Here is a 16,212-nt window from a genome sequence, read left to right as displayed (position 1 = left end):
GCGACTGGATGAAGTTCCTGTGTCTCACCACCGATGCGCGGCACCCCGTGGCGGAGGAGCTGCGGCGACAGGGCCAGGCCGTGCTCATCACCGCCGACCTGGTGGAGGCCGGCGCGGCGTTGGGGCACGGGCCCGTGGACGTGCTGGTGGTGGACGCGGCGGACCTGGCGGAGGACGCGCGCTGGTTGGACACGCTGCGGACGCGGGCCCGTCCCGAGGAGCCGTTGGTGCTGGGGCTGGCGCGGGAAGGCACCGACGCGGGGCTCGAGCCGCTGCTGGCCGCGGGGGTGGATGAGTTCCTGGTGGAGCCCTTCACCCCGGTGCAGGTGCGCGCGCGGCGGGTGTTGTTGGAGCGGCGGATGGCGGCGCGGCGTCAGCGGCAGACGTCCGAGGCGGAGGCGCGGGGTGAGCTGTCGCGGCTGGCCTCCATCATCCAGATGCAGTCGGACGTGTCGATGGCGGGCTTCGGGCTCGACGAGCTGATGCGGATGTTGTGCGAGCGCTCGCGGGTGCTGTGCGGCGCGGATGGCGCGGCGGTGGCGCTGCTGGAGGAGGCGACCGCGGAGGTGAACTACCTGGTGGCCACTGGCAGCCTGGCGCCCTTCATCGGCTTCCGGCTGAAGGTGGAGGGCAGCCTCACGGGCGCCAGCCTGCTGAGTGGCGAGGTGATGCGGACGGATGACTCGGAGACGGACGTCCGGGTCAACGCGGCGGCGCTGCGCCACGTGGGCGCGCGGTCGATGATTTGCGTCCCGCTGTGGCGCGAGGGCCGCCCGGTGGGCGCGCTCAACGTCACCAGCCGGCGGCCGAACGCGTTCGAGGACCGGGACGTGCGCACGCTGGAGCTGATGGCGGGCCTGCTTGGCGCGGCCATGGGCAACGCGGCCGAGGCCCAGGCGCGTCAGGAGTTGATGGCGCAGAACACGCTGGCGATGGGCGCGCTGGAGGAGTCGCAGGAGCTGTTCGCGTCCTTCATGGACAACATCCCCGCGGTGGCCTTCATGAAGGACGAGCAGGGCCGCCGCATCTGGGTGAACGCGCGCTACAGCCGGTTCTTCGGCTACCCGGTGGGCGTGGACATGTCCCACGTGTCCGATCTGGAGCTGATGCCCGCGGCCTCCGCCGAACAGTCGCGCCGGGACGACGAGGCGGTGCTCGCGTCCGGGAAGCAGAGCATCTCCGAGACGATGATTCCCGCGCGCGACGGCACCGAGCGCCACTGGCTCACCTACCGCTTCATCGTGCGGGAGCGCTCGGGGCGGCGGCTGCTGGCGGGCGTGGCGGTGGATGTCACCGACCGCAAGGCCATGCAGGCGCAGCTCGTGGTGTCGGACCGGCTGGCGGCGGTGGGCACGCTGGCGGCGGGCGTGGCGCACGAAATCAACAACCCGCTGGCCTTCGTCCTCTCCAACCTGTCGTTCCTCGCGGGCGAGCTGCACGCCCTGGCGCGGGAGCTGCCGCCGGGCCGCATGGGGGAGCTGGAGGAGGTGCTGCGCGAGGCCACCGACGGCGCGCACCGCGTGCGGCAGATCGTCCGGGACTTGAGGACCTTCTCCCGGGGCGACGACGAGGTGGCCACCGCCGTCAACGTGAAGGCGGTGCTCGAGTCGGCCATCACCCTGGCGCGCAGCGAGCTGAAGCTGCGCGCGCGGCTTGTCCGCGACTACCGCGAGGTGCCGCTGGTGGAGGGCAACGAGGGCCGCTTCGGACAGGTGTTCCTCAACCTGCTCATCAACGCCGCGCAGGCCATCCCGTTGGGCCATTCGGAGCGGCACGAGGTCCGGCTGAGCCTGCGGACGGCCGGGGACCGCGTCGTCATCGAGGTGCGGGACACGGGCGTGGGCATGCCGCCGGAGGTGCGCGCCCGCATCTTCGACCCCTTCTTCACCACCAAGCCGGTGGGTGAGGGCACGGGGCTGGGCCTGTCCATCTGCCACGGCATCGTCACCGGCTTTGGTGGAGACATCTCCGTGGAGAGCGAGGAGGGACGGGGCAGCATCTTCCGCGTCTCCCTGCCGGTGGCGCAGCGCGCGAAGGAGCCGGTGGCGCCGCCGCTGCGCATGCCCCTGGTGGGCTGAGCTCAGCGGCGGAACACGGGCGGGAAGACGCGCGGGGCCTTCTTCTTGCGCAGGCAGCGCACGTCCGCGTCCATGTAGCAGGCGGAGAAGGCGCGGCGGCGCAGGCCGGGGCGCCCGCGTCCGGAGCGGTGCCAGAGGTGGTTGTGGACCAGGAGGGCCTCGCCGGCGCGCACCGGCAGGGACACGACGCGGGCTTCGGCGTCGGCCGCCGCCACCGCGTCCGGAGGAATCACCCCGCCCAGGGCCGTCACCAGGCCGCCGCGGTGGCTGCCCGGAATGACCTCCAGACAGCCGCCGTCCTCGGGGGCGTCATCCAGCGCGGTCCAGACCTGCAGCTCCGGCTCCCGGGTGAGCCCCCACAGCCGGCCACCATCCTGGTGCCAGGGCAGGTTGCTGCCGCCGGCCTGTCCCTTGTGAAAGAGGATGGCGCGGTAGAGGACGATGTCGCCGGGGATGCGGGCCCGGGCGAGGCGTTCGAACAGCGGGTTCTCCAGCCACGCCAGGAAGCGCGGGTCCTTCTCCAGCTTCTCCAGCTTGCGGTAGTCCAGGGAGGGGCCCTGCCAGCCCAGGCCCAGGGGGGCGTCCTCGTAGCGGCCGGTGGTGGCGTCCGGCTGAAAGAAGAGGCCTGGGTGGACGACCCGGCCCAGCATCAGGTCGTCGGCTCGCTCGCGGAGCGCGTCCAGGCCCTCGTCACCCAGCACGCGGCCCAGCTTCGCGTAGCCGTGCTCGGCGTAGTGGGCCAGGGCAGGGCGGATATCGAACCGTTCCACGTCGACGCAAAGCATGGCGCCCCCTCATACCCCGGCACACGCCCGTCAGGGCAGGTTGATGCTTGCGCCTCCGGCCCGGGGGCCGCATGGTGGGAGGTGGCATGCCCTACCGTCGCACCACGCGCTTTGTGACTGCCCCGGATGGTACCCGGGTCGCCTGGCATACCCACTTCGGCAACCTCCGGGAGGCCACCGCCGACTCGGAGCTGGTGGCCCGCCCCACGGTGCTGCTGACGAACGGGATTGGCTCCTCGGAGAACTTCTGGCGCTACCTGGTGGCGAACCTGGAGCAGGACCACCGGGTGGTGCACTGGAACTACCGGGGCCACGGCAGCAGCGATGAGTCCCTGGCGGACGGGTACCAGATTCCCGTGCACGTGGACGATTTGGAGCGCGTCACCGAGGCGCTGATGGCCCGAGGGGACGGCAAGCCGCCGCACCACGTGGCGTTCTCCATGGGCGTGCGCGTCCTGCTGGACTTGTACCGGCGGCGGCCGGACCTGGTGCCGTCCATGACGCTCATCGCCGGGGCGCCGGGCGCGTTCGGCTCGGGGGCGGATACGGCGGGCGCGCGCGCGTTCCTGTCCGCCGCCCGGGGCATGCTCAAGCTGGCCACGCCCACGCTGCCGCTGGCGGCGCCCGTGGCGCACGCGGTGATGGCCAGCCGCTTCGCCTATCCCTTGGGCCGCATGGTGGGGGCGCTTCGGGCCCGGGCGCCTCGGGCGGACATCGACGAGTTCATGCTCGCCCTGCGCCGGATGAGCCCCCGCGCCTACTGGTACACCCTCCGGGGCATGGTGGAGGGCCACGCCTGGGACGTGGCCAGGACGGTGCAGGTGCCCACGCTCATCGTCGCCGCCAGCAACGACATGCTCGTCCCGCTGGGGGAGATGGAGCGGATGCGTGACGTGATGCCACACGCGCATTGGATGCGGGTGGATGACGCGGGGCACGCGGGTCTGCTGGAGGCCGGGTCGGAGATCGCCGAGGCCGTGCGTGTCTTCCTCGTGGACCACGGGTTGGAGTCGCCCCATGCGGTCGGGGAGCACGCTCCGGTGCCTCCGGCCTAGCGCCTGGAGCGCAGCCGCGTCCCGGGCCCTTGAAGTGGGTCAAGGCGCTGCGCGTCCGCCGATCTCCGGGAACCGCTCATAGGCCCGCAGGAGCGCGTCCAGGTGGGCGGGGTTGTCCAGGTCGAGCGGCGCGTCGGTGAGCTGCACGACCCAGCCGCCCGACTTCGTGCGCCGCGCTCGCGAGAGCAGTTCGGCGTCACGGGTCGGGTCCGGGAACCCGATGGCTTGCGCGGCAGCGGCGGACCAGTAGTTGAGCCACCCGAGGTAATAGGGAATCTCGGGCGCGCGGAGGTGCTCGAAGAGCTTCAGGGCGGGCAACCCCCGGCGAGGGGACGGCGGCCCTTGCGGCGTGGGGGCTGTCTGATACGCGATGTCCACCGCCGCGTCGTAGGGCGTCGCTCGTCCCCATAGCGCATGTGCCCCTTCCGCCACGCCCTCAAGCACCGCCACCGCCGACGCGATCACCGGCTCGTCCAAGGGCAGTTTCGCGTGCACCTCAAACTGGGCCTGACCGCCTGGGCTGAAGGGGCCCGGGTTTTCCGTTCCCCAGACCGTCACGGGGTAGCGCTCGTCCCCGTTACACACCATCGGGAAACCTCCGTCCTCAATCTTTTCCATGAGCCACGCGTCACGCTGCGGCAATGCAATGGGGCGCCCGCTCTTGGAAAGCCGCCATTCCAGCCGCAAGCCGGGAAGCGTCTTCTCCATCCCATGAATGCTATCGATTGCGCGGCGATCTCTGCCCGCAAGCGCAGGCGCGTAGACGATGAAGGTGAGTCTTTTTCGCGCAGTCATCGCTTACACCCCGTGACGACGACATTCAGGGACTGATTCTCTTGCAACAGCGCGTCTCTGTGCGCCTCGGTACTCACCCCAATGACAAATTCGTATCCGCACGCCATAGCAGCTTTTCTCTCCTTTCGTAGCTGCTCGATTTCCCTCTTGATCTCCTGGTCTTGGATGAAATCATTGTACAAATCAAACCGATGGGTCTTGATCTCCCAGAGCACGCGCCTGCCGACTTGAAGCGCATCGAAGCGTACACCGCCAACAAGCACATCCATTCCGGGATAACGGTTGGGCGGGAACTGGTCGGCGCACTCATTGTGTGGGTCGTCCTCGCCCGCGTGGGGCACTGGAACAGGCTCGCAACTGGCGCGGCGCGTCCGGTCCACGAGTTCAGGTGGCACCGGGGGCTGCCAGTCCTGTCCCGCTGGATCGGGCTTCAGCTTGGGTTTGCGTTGCGCTACAGCTTCCCGGGTTGCCACTTTCGCTCCTCGTGAGGCCCCTGCCTCCTCGGGGTAGGCGTGGCGTAGCGCATATGCATCCAGTTCTTCCTTGATGGCGACGGCGACCACCACCACGCCAAGGACGATGACGGCTCCCACAACGATTTCAGGAGCCAGCAGAACGCAGAGCCCGACGCCCAGGGCACCAGCGCCAGCGGAGGCGACCGCGCATCTTCCGGTGGTGTCGTGGAACTCGAGCCGGTCATGGTCGAGGGTTTGATAGCACCGCTCAATCAGCACGGGCCAAGGCTGGGAAGCCTCGCGGACAACGCACTGCCCGCCGTCCGTCCAGGGCAGCGCCGCCGCTCGCTGAAGGTTGGCGATTCTCTGGATCCGAGTTCCCCGCGCGCTGGGCGACGGTGTCGACGTAGCGCAGGCGGAGAGAAGAAGGAGGAGTCCGATGCAAGCGCGGGAACGCATGACCACCGCCCTTCCACCAAGGTAATGAGCTACGGGGCCGGGATGGCCCACTCTGGAGTATGCCAGCACGCGCTGATGACGCGGGGACTCGGTACGTGCCCGTTGGCGAGGGATGCGCTTCGCCGAGTCGGGAGGTCCGTGGTTTGTTGCGCCGCATGGCACTCCCCGCGCTTCATCACGCCCGGCGCCCCGCCTTCGCCGCCACCTGGCCCACCGAGCTCCTGGACGTCATCACCGCGAGGCTCGCGGACGAGGTGCACGCCCAGGACTTGCGCGTCATCGTGCTCGCCCCCACCCAGGACCGGCTGCGCGTGGGCGTCTGGCTTGGCACCGAGTGGGACAACTACCCCTACGTGACGGGAGACGCGGCGGCCGCCGGCTTTGTCTCGCTGACGCCGTGGCTCGACGAGCTCGACGCGCTGTCCCGAGGGGAACGGACGCTCCCCCCGCCCGAGGACTGGACGCCGCTCGCGCCGCTCCACTTCCACGATGCGGCGCGCGATGCCTCCTTCCTGGCCTGGTGGCTCGAGCTCCACCGCGCCCTCGTCGCCAGCGCCATCGAGCTTGGCACGCGCCTGCTGGCGGAGCGCTTCGAGCAGCCCGTGGGCGTCTTCGTGTCCATGGACGGAACCGAGGCCCAACTCGTCTCCTTCTGTCACCCCCGAGGCGCCCCGCTCTGGCCCGTGCAGGAGCACCGGAAGGAGCACGGCTACGGCAGCGTCTATCCGCGCGCGTCCCTCGAAGGCGACACGATGGTCCTCTTCTACCCGGAGGGCGAGGGTGAAAGTGGCGGGCCGCCCGCCATCCGTTGCTGGTCCCATGCCCAGGTCGTCCGGGCCCGCGTGGACCGGAAGGCGCTGCACGTCACCGCGCGCTTCAAGGGCGAGGACTTCGACGTGCGCTTCAGCGCGGGCCACACCCACCCCCGGTTCGGAGGGCCAACGCCGCCCGCCATCATCAACGCCCTGCTCGGGTTCTTCAGGGCCAGCGGCGGGCTCGATGCTGGCGACCTGGCGCCACCGCTGCCCACGAGCGCCGAGGAGGTGGCGGCCACCCTCGCCGCGCTTCCCACCGCCCAGGAGCAGCTCCGGTACGTCACCGGCCTCGCGCGTGTCGTCAGCCTCGAGCGGCTGATCAGCCTTCTGGCGGGCCTCGAGGTGGCCGCGCCGACGCGCGGCGCCCTCCAACGCGCGCTTGCCGCGGACGCGCTGGACGCAGGGCAGTGGGCCACGGTGCTCGCCCATTTCGAGCAGCTCTCCGAAGAGGACCGCTCGTCCTGGATGGAGACACGGGCCCTCACCGGGCTTGGGCGCTGGGAGGACGTGCTGCGCGTGGCCAGCGATGATGCCCTCCCGGAGCGGGCGCTGGCGCTCGGTGCACTCGGGCGCCTCGACGAGGCGCTGCCCCTGGTCGACAAGGACAGCTCCGGGAGTGACGCGTTGGCGGTGCTCGCGCTGCTTCAGCATGCGCATGCGCCGGAGCAGGCCTCCGCCACGCTGCGCGCCGCCCTCGCCGGAGGGGTCCGCGAGCACCTGCTCGTTCATGTGGAGGCCTCGCCCGGGCTGAGTCCCATCCTGAAGGCGCACCGGGACTTCGAAGCGGCCGTGCGCGCCAGCCGCGACGCCTGCGAGCGGCTCGACCTCTCCCCGCTGAGGCTGGAGCCGGCGCGGATCCTCGCTGTCGAGCCCGCCACGCGGGCGCTGATCGCGCCACTCGAAGATGCCGACGCGGAGTCCAAGCGTTCGTACTTCCTCGCGGTCGTGGAGCGCCCCGGTGGAAGCTGGTGGGGGGCTGACAAGGAGGGCACGCTGTGCGAGTACCGCGCGGACGGGGGCGCGAAGACACTCGCCACGTTCAGCCCCCGCATCGAGGAGCTCGTCGCGCTGGAGTCCGGGGTCGTGGCGGCCGTGGGCTCGACGCTCGTGCTGCTGGATGCGGCGGGCCAGGCACGAGCGACGCTCCAGAGCCCCCGCGCAGGGGACGGCCCCATGGCCGCGCAGGGCGCGCTCCTGGCCTGCGCGAACGGCGAGGCGCTCAACCTCTACCGCGTCACGGGCGACACGTTGCAGTGGCTGGCCCCGCTCGCCATGCCTGGCCACAGCGCCATCGGCCAGCTCGGCTTCACCGGGCCTGGACAGCTGCTCGTCACCGCCGGGCGGCACCTGGTCCTCTTCGACGTGAGCGAGCCCACGCGGCCGGTCCCCCTGCGGCGCTGGACTGACGACGTGGACTTCGAGCTCGTCTCCACGCGTGAGGGGGCCGCCGCGCTGACCCGGGGGGAGTGGGTCTGGCTGGTGGAGGTGGGCGAGATGCTGCGCGGCAAGCACAAGCTGCACCTGGGCGCCTCCCCGACGGCCGCGGCGAGCGACGCGGCGCCGTGGGCCTTCTCGGCGCGCGGCCGTGTGGTGGAGGTCTCCGGCGCAGTCGCGCGCGAGGTCTTCCTGGTGGGCGCGGATGGCTCCCGCCTTGGCCCCCGGGCCCTCTCCCTCTCGGGCAGCCAGGGCACCGCCGTCACCCATGACACCGTGCTGCCGCTGTCGTCCGTGGAGCTCGACACGGCGCCCTTTACCGCGCACGTTGAGTCCCTCCTCCCGCGAGTGCGGGAGTGGCTGTTCGGCCACCTGGAGGCGTGGGCGCGCGACGGCGTCCGGGCCCCCGCCGGCGGGGGACATGCGCCCCTGGGGGGCCTCGTCCTCACCTGGATGACGGGGTTGTGGGCCGGCCTGCGCGGCCAGCCGCCCTGCAGCGTTGTGTCCCTGGGGTATGACAACTCCGGGGCGCTGCCGCTCGAGGGGGTTGGGACGCCACCGCCGCCCCGGGTCGCCCCCGCGTCCTCCTCCATGGCCGCGGAACGACAGACCCGGGCGCTGGAGGACGCGCGAGAGCAGCGCGCCATGCACGAGCAGCTCCGGGTGTGCCGCGCGCTCCTCCGCGAAGCCGCGGCGGCCTTCGCGCACCGCACCTCCGCGCGGACCTTCTTGCTCGCGCTCGACACCGAGGATGGCCTCGAGGTCCTCGACGTCCTCCCGGGAGGGGGAGCGGCGCTGCCCCACCGCGCCGCGGACGCGCCGCGCGCTGAGCGGACGCTCCGGGAGCTGCTGAGCGCCGCGGATGCGGGCCTGTCGATGCCGAACCTCGTGGCCCGCGCGCGCCGCGACGCCGCCGTCCGCGCCGCCGTCCTGGCCCTCTTCGAGCAGGAAGGGCTCGAGGCCGCCGGCCGGCTCTCGCTCGAGCTGCTCGACGTCGACCTGGAGGGCTGCGCGCGCGCGTGGCTCGCCGTGGCCGCGCGCGACGCTCACCAAGGACTCCCAGGCCTCATCGCCCTGGCTCGGCGCGGCCACGCCGGGGCCCGCGCGCGGCTGCTGAGCCTCGTTGATGCCAGCGACGCCCGTCTGGCGCTCCAGGCGCGCGTGGAGCTCGGCCGCGCCGACGAGGACGCCACGGTGCCCCTGCTGGAGCGCCACCTCGCGTCGCCTGGGGAGGTTGACGAGGTGCTGGCGCGTGCGCTCGCTGCCCTGAGCGACGCGCGCATCGTCCGCCTGCGAGCCGCGCTCGAGTCCGCGCGCGCGCGACAGGGCGCCGAGACGGACAGGCTCCTGCTCCCCCTGGTGCGCAGTGGCTGGGCTCCCGACGAGGAGACGGTGAGGGCCGGCAACGAGGCCCGCCTTGATGAAAGCGAGTTCGTCGCGAGCGTCTTCAGCGACGACGCGCCGGAGGGCTCGGCGAGCGCGGTGCGGCACTGGACGGCGCAGCGCATCGCCAGCGCGGTGGCCGCGGCAGGCCCCCTCTGGCCCCAGGAGGTCCCCCTTGAGCCACACCGGACGGGTTGGCAGCGCTTCTTCACGCTCGCCTGGCCGTACTGGGAGTCCCGTGGGGTGCTTCCCAGGCTGTACGAGACCCTGGCGAAGTGTGAGCAGGAGGCGGACGCGGAGCTGGCGTACCAGTTGCTCTTCCAGGGGCTGCTGCGCGGAGACCCACGGGGCGCCGAGCTCGGGCGGGCGCTCGCCCGGAACGCGGCCCACGCGAGCCGCCATGCGGAGACGACGCGACTGGCCGTGTTCTCGCGCCTTCAGTTCGGATGGTCCCTGGTGAAGGCCAGGCGCCTGACGGAGGCGCGCCAGGTGGCGGACGCGGCGCTCGCCGACGCGCCCGGAGATGGGCAGGTGCGCTTCTTCGACGCGCGCGTCGCCTGGCTCGAACGCGATGACCCCACCGCGGCGCTGGAGCGCATCGAGCCGGCCCTCCGCGCCGCGCGTGACTCCGTGGGGCGCGCCCGGCTGCTCAACCTGTACGGCGCCGCGCTCGACGCGCTGGGCCGCCACGCGGAGGCGCTCGACTGGTTCCACAAGGCCTTCGCCGCCAACGAGTCGTCGGTGGACGGCCACACTGGCAAGTCAGGTGACCCGGAGATGTCCCACGCGATTCTGTCGAACATCGCGGAGATGCACTGGAGGCTGGGTCAGCGGGAAGAAGCCCGGCGTCACGCCGAGCAGGCCGCGCGACGGGGCTCCACGACGGAGATCGTCATGGAAATCCTCGCTGAAAAGCGAGCCTGACGGCCGGCCCTGGCTCCCACCCTTCGGCCCTTGCCGCCGGGTGGATCAAGAGCCGGGCTTGGGTCCAGTGAAAACGGAAACTGCCGCCCAGATTGCGTCGCGGGTGACAGATATGGGATGCAGGGGGCTCTTCAAGGTTCAACGGAGACTCTTTACTCATGCCCTGGTCCTACCGGCAGATGCTGGCGCCGCTGTCCGCGCTGCTCCTTTTGATGTCCGCATGTGGCGACGATCCTGAAGTCCGGCCCGTCTGCGGCAATGGCGTCGTCGAGGCTGGCGAGACGTGCGACGACGGCAACCGGAACAACGACGACACCTGTGACAACTCCTGCCGGCGTCCCACCACGGACGATGCGGGCACCGACGCGGGCACCGGTGAAGAGGACGCGGGCACCGGCGAAGAGGACGCGGGCACCGGCGAAGAGGACGCGGGCACCGGCGAAGAGGACGCGGGCACCGGCGAAGAGGACGCGGGCACCGGCGAAGAGGACGCGGGCACCGGCGAAGAGGACGCGGGCACCACCGAGGATGGTGGTTCGGGCGAGCCGGACTCCGGCACGGCCGAGGACGGCGGCTCCGGTGAGCCGGACGCGGGTTCGGAGGAGGACGGCGGTTCGGGTGAGCCGGATTCCGGCACCGACCTGGATGGCGGCCCGGGGCCTGACCTGGACGCCGGCACCGACGCGGGCACGGGCGAGGACGACGCCGGCACCGACGCGGGTACGGGCGAGGACGACGCCGGCACCGACGCGGGCACGGGCGAGGACGACGCCGGCACCGACGCGGGCACGGGCGAGGACGACGCCGGCACCGACGCGGGCACGGTCCAGGTCTCGCTGGACAGCTTCGGTCCGACGGGCACCTTCGCGCGCTCCGGCACCACGGGGGCGACGTTCCCCGAGGCGCTGACGGTGCGCCTGCGTGAGGACGCTCCGGCGGAGGTCTGGGTGGAGGTTGCTTCGTCCAGCGCCGTGCTGAACGTGCAGGGCGGCCTGGTGCGCATCGCCCCGGGTGAGCGCTCCGCCACGGTGCAGGTGACGGCGAACCTGGCCGCGGATCCGGAGACGGACAAGGCGACGCTGACGGCCACGCTGGGCAGCGACACGCGCGAGGCCACGGTCCGGGTGCTCGCGGAGGATCAGGCCGCTGAGCTGTCCACGCTGTCGCCCGAGGTCATCTCGGTGAGCGCGGGCCAGACGCAGGGCTTCACGGTGGAGCTGGACGTTCCCCCGGCGCAGGACACGGTCATCCAGCTCGCGCTGGAGCCCGCGTCGCTGGGCACGGTGCCGGCGACGGTGACGGTGACGGCCAACAGCCTGTCCGCCAAGTTCGACTTCACCGCGGGCAGCGAGGGCGGCGAGGGTCAGCTGGTGGCCGCGCTGAACGGCTCGTCCATCGCGGCGGCGGTGCAGGTGAGCGGCGGCGGCAGCAGTACGGGCCATGTGGTCATCAGCGAGATCGCGCCGCAGGGCCCGGGTGGTGCCGGCGATGAGTTCGTCGAGCTCTACAACCCCACGTCGAGCCCGGTGGACCTGAGCGGCTGGAAGCTCCAGTACAAGTCCGCGACGGGCACCTCCGGCTACACCGGCAACTACTCGCTGCCGGACGGCTCCATCATCGCGCCGCGCGGCTACTTCCTGGTGGGCGCGGGCGCGTACTCGGGCAGCGGCGCCACGGGGCGTGACGTGAGCTGGGGCACCATCTTCGCGATGGGCGCTGCCGGCGGCCATGTGCGCATCGGCTACCCGGAGTTGGAGGGGAGCGACCCCATCGACTCGGTGCTGGTCGTGGACACCGTGGGCTACGGCAGCACCGCCAACCAGCCGGAGGGCAACCGCATCCCGGCCTCGGCGCCCGCCGCCGGCAGCTTCGAGCGCAAGGCCTCGGCCACGTCGACCGTGGAGTCCATGACCACCGGCGCGGACGCGCTGCTGGGCAACGGCCACGACTCGGAGGACAACGCGGCGGACTTCATCATCCGTCCGACGCGCCAGCCGCAGAACACGTCGAGCGCGGCGGAGCCGTAGCAGACCCCCTTGTCCGCCCCTACCGCCCGTGTGTGCGGTAGGGGCTGGTAATGCCGCACGGGGCGGGCCATAAGCCTTCCCCGTGCGAGTCGTTTCGTGGAACGTGAACGGACTGCGCTCGGTGCACCGCAAGGGCTTCCTGCCCTGGCTCGCGGGGTGCCGAGCGCAAGTCGTTGGCCTTCAGGAGGTCCGCGCGCGCGCCGACCAGCTCCCCGACGAGGTGCGCTCACCGCCCCGGTGGAAGACGCACTTCGTGGCGGCGGAGCGGCCGGGCTACAGCGGCGTCGGGCTGTACAGCCGCCTGGAGCCCGATGAAGTCGTGACGGTGCTCGGCGTGGGGGAGCTGGACGTCGAAGGGCGCCTGCAGATTGCCCGCTTCGGCAAGCTCACCGTGGTGAACGGCTACTTTCCCAACGGCAACGGGAAGGACCGGGACCTCAGCCGCATCCCCTACAAGCTGACCTTCTACCGGCGCCTCTTCGAGCGGCTGGAGAAGCCCCTGCGCGACGGTGGCCGGGTGCTGGTGATGGGCGACTTCAACACGGCGCATCAAGAGCTCGACCTGGCGCGGCCCAGGGAGAACCGGGAGACGAGCGGCTTCCGGCCCGAGGAGCGCGAGGAATTCGACCGGTGGCTCCGCGCCGGCTGGGTGGACACCTTCCGCCACTTCAACAAGGGTGGGGGGCACTATTCGTGGTGGAGTCAGCGGTTCGGCGTTCGGGAGAAGAACATCGGCTGGAGAATCGACTATGTCCTGGCCTCGCCAGCGGCCATGGCCTACGTGCGCAAGGCTGGCATCCACCCGGACGTGCTCGGCTCGGACCACTGTCCGGTGAGCGTGGACCTGGACCCCGCGGTTCGCTGACGCTTGTTCGAGGCTCTCATGAACGCACTGCTCTCCATCTGGACGTGGATCGAGATTGGCCTGGTGGCACTGGTCGGCTTCTGTGTGCAGCTGTCGCTGGCCATCCTGACCTGGGCCTTTGACCGCAAGCGCCACGTAACGGGGCGCTGCTTCCGGCTCATCGGCGTCACCGCGGCGAAGCTGACGCCGTTCTGGCGCTTCGGCGTGCACGGCCAGGTGCCGGACAAGCTCGCGCCGAACACGGTGGTCGTGAGCAACCACGAGTCCAACGCGGACCCGTTCCTGATTTCTCACCTGCCGTGGGAGATGAAGTGGCTGGGCAAGGCCAGCCTCTTCAAGATTCCCGTGGTGGGCTGGAGCATGTGGATGGCGGGGGACATCCCCGTGCACCGCGGCGACCGGGACTCGGCGACGGGCGCCATGGCGAAGTGCCGCCAGTGGCTGGCCAAGGGCATGCCGGTGATGATCTTCCCGGAGGGGACTCGCTCGAAGACGGATGACCTGCTGCCCTTCAAGGACGGCGCGTTCCGACTGGCCATTGAAGCGCAGGCGGACGTGCTGCCGCTGGCGGTGAGCGGGACGCGGCGCGCGCTGCCGAAGCACTCCTGGCGCTTCGCCACCTCGCGCGGTCTGGTGACGGTGGGCACGCCCATCTCCACCAAGGGGATGACGCTGGCGGACGTGGAGACGCTGAAGAGTCTGGCCCGCGATCAGATCTTGACGCTGCGGGCTTCGCTGATGCCGCTGACGCGCACCGGCACCGAGCCGGCCGTGCCTCCGGGGCCGGCCAGCGCCGCGTGACTCAGACGTCTTTGTCGTCGCGCTCGTCGACGATGTGGCAGCCGGTCTCCTCGTCGAGCGCGTCTTCAATGAAGCCGCGCACGATGTCCCGGCCGCCAATCTCGAAGGAGAGGCTGACCTTGTCGCCCTTGACCGCCTCATCCAGATCCACCTTCAGCCGTCCCCCCAGGGCGATGGCGTTCCCTTCGACGGCGGCGCCCTTGTGGACGCGGACCTCTCCGCCCAGGGACACCGCGCTGCCTGTCACCCGGGCACCGGCTTCGATGATGACGCGGCCCCGGATGGCGACGACGTCCTCCACCACCGCGCCCTTGCGGACGATGACGTTGCCCTCCACGGCGACGCCGTCCTTCACCTTCTCACCCGCTTCGATGATCAGGTCCGTGCCCTGGACGGCGCGGCTGCCGTCCTTTGACTGCGTGGCGCACACCACTTTCCACTTCTGGGGTGGCTTCGCGTCGTCCTCGGCGAGGGCAGGGGTGGCGAGGGTGAGCCCGAGGGCCAGAGCGGCAAAGGGGGACGAGCGCATGCGAGGCTCCTGTGAAAGCCGTGACACCGCTGCATACGCGCCCGTCCGGAAACGATTGCGTGCCCAGGCCCGTCGCGTTCCCGGCGTACGGCTTGCACACTTCAAGTTCCACCTCCACCCGGGAACACGTCCTGTCCGCCACGCCCCTTCGAGATGATGACGTCCGTGACTTGAGCATCTGGGGGTATGCCCTGGGCTACTTCGTGGCCTATGCCCCCTACAGCGCGCTGACGAAGGCGCTGTCCGGAGGCGCCTTGCCCGGCATGGGGCAGGGCATCTCCGGCTTCACGCTCCTGCCGGTGAGCACCGCGGCCTCGCTGGTGGGGATGTTCGCCTTCCTCACGTGGATGCGCTGGTGGCGTCACGCGGGGCACCGTCAGGTGCTGGGCCTCCAGGTGCCGGTGCCGGGGCGGTGGACGCTGCTGTCGGGGTTCTGCTCGGCGGCCATCATCGGCACCACGACGCTGGCGTACACCCTGCCGGGGGCGTCCATCGTCTTCATGATGCTGCTGATGCGCGGCGGCGTGCTCGTCCTGGCGCCGCTGGTGGATGTCCTCAGTGGACGGCGGGTGCGCTGGCCCTCCTGGGTGGCCTTGGGCTTGAGCTTCGCGGCGGTGGCGGTGGCCGCGGGCTCGTCGGTGAGCCCCACGCTGACGCTCCTGGCCACGGTGGACGTGGGCGTGTACCTGGCGGCCTACTTCTTCCGGCTGCGCGCCATGAGCCAGCTGGCCAAGTCCGGTGAACGTGAAGTCTCCATCCGCTACTTCGTGGAGGAGCAGATGGTGGCCACGCCGGTGCTGGTGAGCACCCTGGCGATGCTGGCCCTCATCGGCGGCGACGGCGTGCTCGGGGACATCCGCGACGGCTTCACCGGGGCCTGGTCGCGAGGCCACCTGGCCTCCGAGGTCGCGGTGGGACTGCTGTCGCAGGCCACCGGCATCTTCGGCGGCCTCATCCTCCTGGACGGGCGGGAGAATGCCTTCTGCGTGCCGGTGAACCGCGCGTCCAGCGTGCTCGCCGGGGTGGTGGCCACGGTGGTGATGTCCGTCACACTGGGGCAGCCGGGCGCGGGGGCCCTGGAGCTGGTGGGCGCCGCGCTCGTCGTCGCATCCATGGCGGTGCTGGCCGTGCCCACGGTGCTGGCCGCGCGGCGGAAGGCAGGGGCGCAGACCGCTCCTCCGGTGGCCTCCGCCCCGGGGCCATGAGGCGCGTCAGCGCGGTTTCTGCTCGGACAGGTGGATGGTGAGCACCGGGCAGGACGCGCGGGCGACGACCTTCTGCGCCACGCTCCCCAACAGCAGGCGAGGGAGGCCACGCCGGCCGTGGGTGCCCATGACGATGAGGTCGCACTTCTCCTGCTCGGCGAGGTCCAGGATGGTGGACGCCGCCTCACCCACGACGATTCGCTGGCTCATGGGGACGCCGGGTGGCTCACCCTGGTTCACCTGCGCCGTCAGCTCCTTGGTCGCCGTCTCCACGGCGACGTGCTCCAAGGATTGGGAGTTCCACCCAGGCGCGGCCACCAGCAGGTCGGGCGCCACGTACTGGGGCGGCTCCCAGGCGTGGACCACCTCGACCGAAGCATTGAAGGGCCGCGCGAGCTTCACCGCGTAGTCGATGACCTCCCGGGAGCCATCCGACAGGTCCACGGGAACGAGGATTCGGGAAACAGTCGCCATGTCTTCTTTTCTGGGCATGACCCGCTCCATATGGAAGCGCCGTGCCAGCGCCTCGCCGGCTGTCCGCTGGCCGGGCGTGCAAACCTTGCGGAGGGAGCGGCAGACCGCGCAAGGCGTGCGCACGATGG

General features: G+C 71.1%; 12 protein-coding genes. 7 read left to right on the top strand and 5 right to left on the bottom strand.

Annotation, left to right across the window (positions count from 1 at the left end; genetic code table 11):
- The first annotated feature begins 8 nt into the window (after positions 1-8).
- Positions 9-2,078, top strand: a complete 2,070-nt coding sequence (locus HV826_RS11635) for an ATP-binding protein (protein WP_217918581.1) — start codon at positions 9-11, stop codon at positions 2,076-2,078.
- 2 nt (positions 2,079-2,080) lie between these two features.
- Here HV826_RS11635 and HV826_RS11630 read toward each other — a convergent pair whose 3' ends face one another.
- Positions 2,081-2,863, bottom strand: coding sequence for a phytanoyl-CoA dioxygenase family protein (locus tag HV826_RS11630; protein WP_176417078.1), 783 nt, complete (start codon positions 2,861-2,863; stop codon positions 2,081-2,083).
- Between the two features lie 86 nt (positions 2,864-2,949).
- Here HV826_RS11630 and HV826_RS11625 point away from each other — a divergent pair, with 86 nt between their 5' ends.
- Positions 2,950-3,918, top strand: coding sequence for an alpha/beta fold hydrolase (locus HV826_RS11625; RefSeq protein ID WP_176417077.1), 969 nt, complete (start codon positions 2,950-2,952; stop codon positions 3,916-3,918).
- A gap of 39 nt (positions 3,919-3,957) precedes the next feature.
- Here the strand turns inward: HV826_RS11625 and HV826_RS11620 are convergent, their stop codons facing one another.
- A complete protein-coding gene (locus HV826_RS11620) occupies positions 3,958-4,713 on the bottom strand; it encodes a DUF5953 family protein (RefSeq protein ID WP_176417076.1) in 756 nt (251 codons plus the stop codon).
- Positions 4,710-5,627, bottom strand: coding sequence for a DUF6310 domain-containing protein (locus HV826_RS11615; protein WP_176417075.1), 918 nt, complete (start codon positions 5,625-5,627; stop codon positions 4,710-4,712). The genes HV826_RS11620 and HV826_RS11615 overlap by 4 nt, the downstream gene beginning before the upstream one ends.
- Before the next feature lie 155 nt (positions 5,628-5,782).
- Here HV826_RS11615 and HV826_RS11610 point away from each other — a divergent pair, with 155 nt between their 5' ends.
- The 4 genes from HV826_RS11610 (at position 5,783) to HV826_RS11595 (ending at position 13,876) form a co-directional block, all read left to right on the top strand.
- Complete coding sequence (locus HV826_RS11610; protein ID WP_176417074.1) at positions 5,783-10,183, top strand: tetratricopeptide repeat protein; 4,401 nt, start codon at positions 5,783-5,785, stop codon at positions 10,181-10,183.
- Positions 10,184-10,341: 158 nt separating this feature from the next.
- On the top strand, positions 10,342-12,210 hold the full coding sequence (locus tag HV826_RS11605) for a lamin tail domain-containing protein (RefSeq protein WP_176417073.1): 1,869 nt from the start codon (positions 10,342-10,344) through the stop codon (positions 12,208-12,210).
- 82 nt (positions 12,211-12,292) lie between these two features.
- Positions 12,293-13,075 (top strand): exodeoxyribonuclease III, encoded by a 783-nt coding sequence (locus tag HV826_RS11600; protein ID WP_176417072.1) that lies wholly within the window; start codon positions 12,293-12,295, stop codon positions 13,073-13,075.
- A gap of 18 nt (positions 13,076-13,093) precedes the next feature.
- On the top strand, positions 13,094-13,876 hold the full coding sequence (locus tag HV826_RS11595) for a 1-acyl-sn-glycerol-3-phosphate acyltransferase (RefSeq protein ID WP_176417071.1): 783 nt from the start codon (positions 13,094-13,096) through the stop codon (positions 13,874-13,876).
- Between the two features lies 1 nt (position 13,877).
- On the opposite strand, the gene HV826_RS11590 is transcribed toward HV826_RS11595, so the two are convergent.
- Positions 13,878-14,405, bottom strand: coding sequence for a hypothetical protein (locus HV826_RS11590; protein WP_176417070.1), 528 nt, complete (start codon positions 14,403-14,405; stop codon positions 13,878-13,880).
- Positions 14,406-14,575: 170 nt separating this feature from the next.
- On the opposite strand from HV826_RS11590, the gene HV826_RS11585 reads away from it, so the two are divergent.
- Positions 14,576-15,610, top strand: a complete 1,035-nt coding sequence (locus HV826_RS11585; protein ID WP_255217158.1) for a hypothetical protein — start codon at positions 14,576-14,578, stop codon at positions 15,608-15,610.
- Positions 15,611-15,616: 6 nt separating this feature from the next.
- On the opposite strand, the gene HV826_RS11580 is transcribed toward HV826_RS11585, so the two are convergent.
- Positions 15,617-16,084 carry a universal stress protein gene (locus HV826_RS11580; protein WP_176417068.1) on the bottom strand — a complete coding sequence of 156 codons (468 nt, stop codon included), beginning with the start codon at positions 16,082-16,084 and terminating at the stop codon, positions 15,617-15,619.
- Between the last annotated feature and the right edge of the window lie 128 nt (positions 16,085-16,212).

The sequence above is a fragment of the Myxococcus sp. AM010 genome, from assembly GCF_013372585.1.
Taxonomy (GTDB): Bacteria; Myxococcota; Myxococcia; order Myxococcales; family Myxococcaceae; genus Myxococcus; species Myxococcus vastator.
This window is presented reverse-complemented; position numbering and strand designations above follow the sequence as displayed.

What these genes read in the sequence shown, in the direction of transcription:
- HV826_RS11605 (WP_176417073.1), top strand. Translation starts at nt 10,342, where the DNA reads ATGCCCTGGTCCTACCGGCAGATGCTGGCGCCGCTGTCCGCGCTGCTC.
- HV826_RS11615 (WP_176417075.1), bottom strand. Translation starts at nt 5,627, where the DNA reads ATGCGTTCCCGCGCTTGCATCGGACTCCTCCTTCTTCTCTCCGCCTGC.
- HV826_RS11635 (WP_217918581.1), top strand. Translation starts at nt 9, where the DNA reads ATGAAGTTCCTGTGTCTCACCACCGATGCGCGGCACCCCGTGGCGGAG.
- HV826_RS11625 (WP_176417077.1), top strand. Translation starts at nt 2,950, where the DNA reads ATGCCCTACCGTCGCACCACGCGCTTTGTGACTGCCCCGGATGGTACC.
- HV826_RS11630 (WP_176417078.1), bottom strand. Translation starts at nt 2,863, where the DNA reads ATGCTTTGCGTCGACGTGGAACGGTTCGATATCCGCCCTGCCCTGGCC.
- HV826_RS11580 (WP_176417068.1), bottom strand. Translation starts at nt 16,084, where the DNA reads ATGGCGACTGTTTCCCGAATCCTCGTTCCCGTGGACCTGTCGGATGGC.
- HV826_RS11610 (WP_176417074.1), top strand. Translation starts at nt 5,783, where the DNA reads ATGGCACTCCCCGCGCTTCATCACGCCCGGCGCCCCGCCTTCGCCGCC.
- HV826_RS11590 (WP_176417070.1), bottom strand. Translation starts at nt 14,405, where the DNA reads ATGCGCTCGTCCCCCTTTGCCGCTCTGGCCCTCGGGCTCACCCTCGCC.
- HV826_RS11595 (WP_176417071.1), top strand. Translation starts at nt 13,094, where the DNA reads ATGAACGCACTGCTCTCCATCTGGACGTGGATCGAGATTGGCCTGGTG.
- HV826_RS11620 (WP_176417076.1), bottom strand. Translation starts at nt 4,713, where the DNA reads ATGACTGCGCGAAAAAGACTCACCTTCATCGTCTACGCGCCTGCGCTT.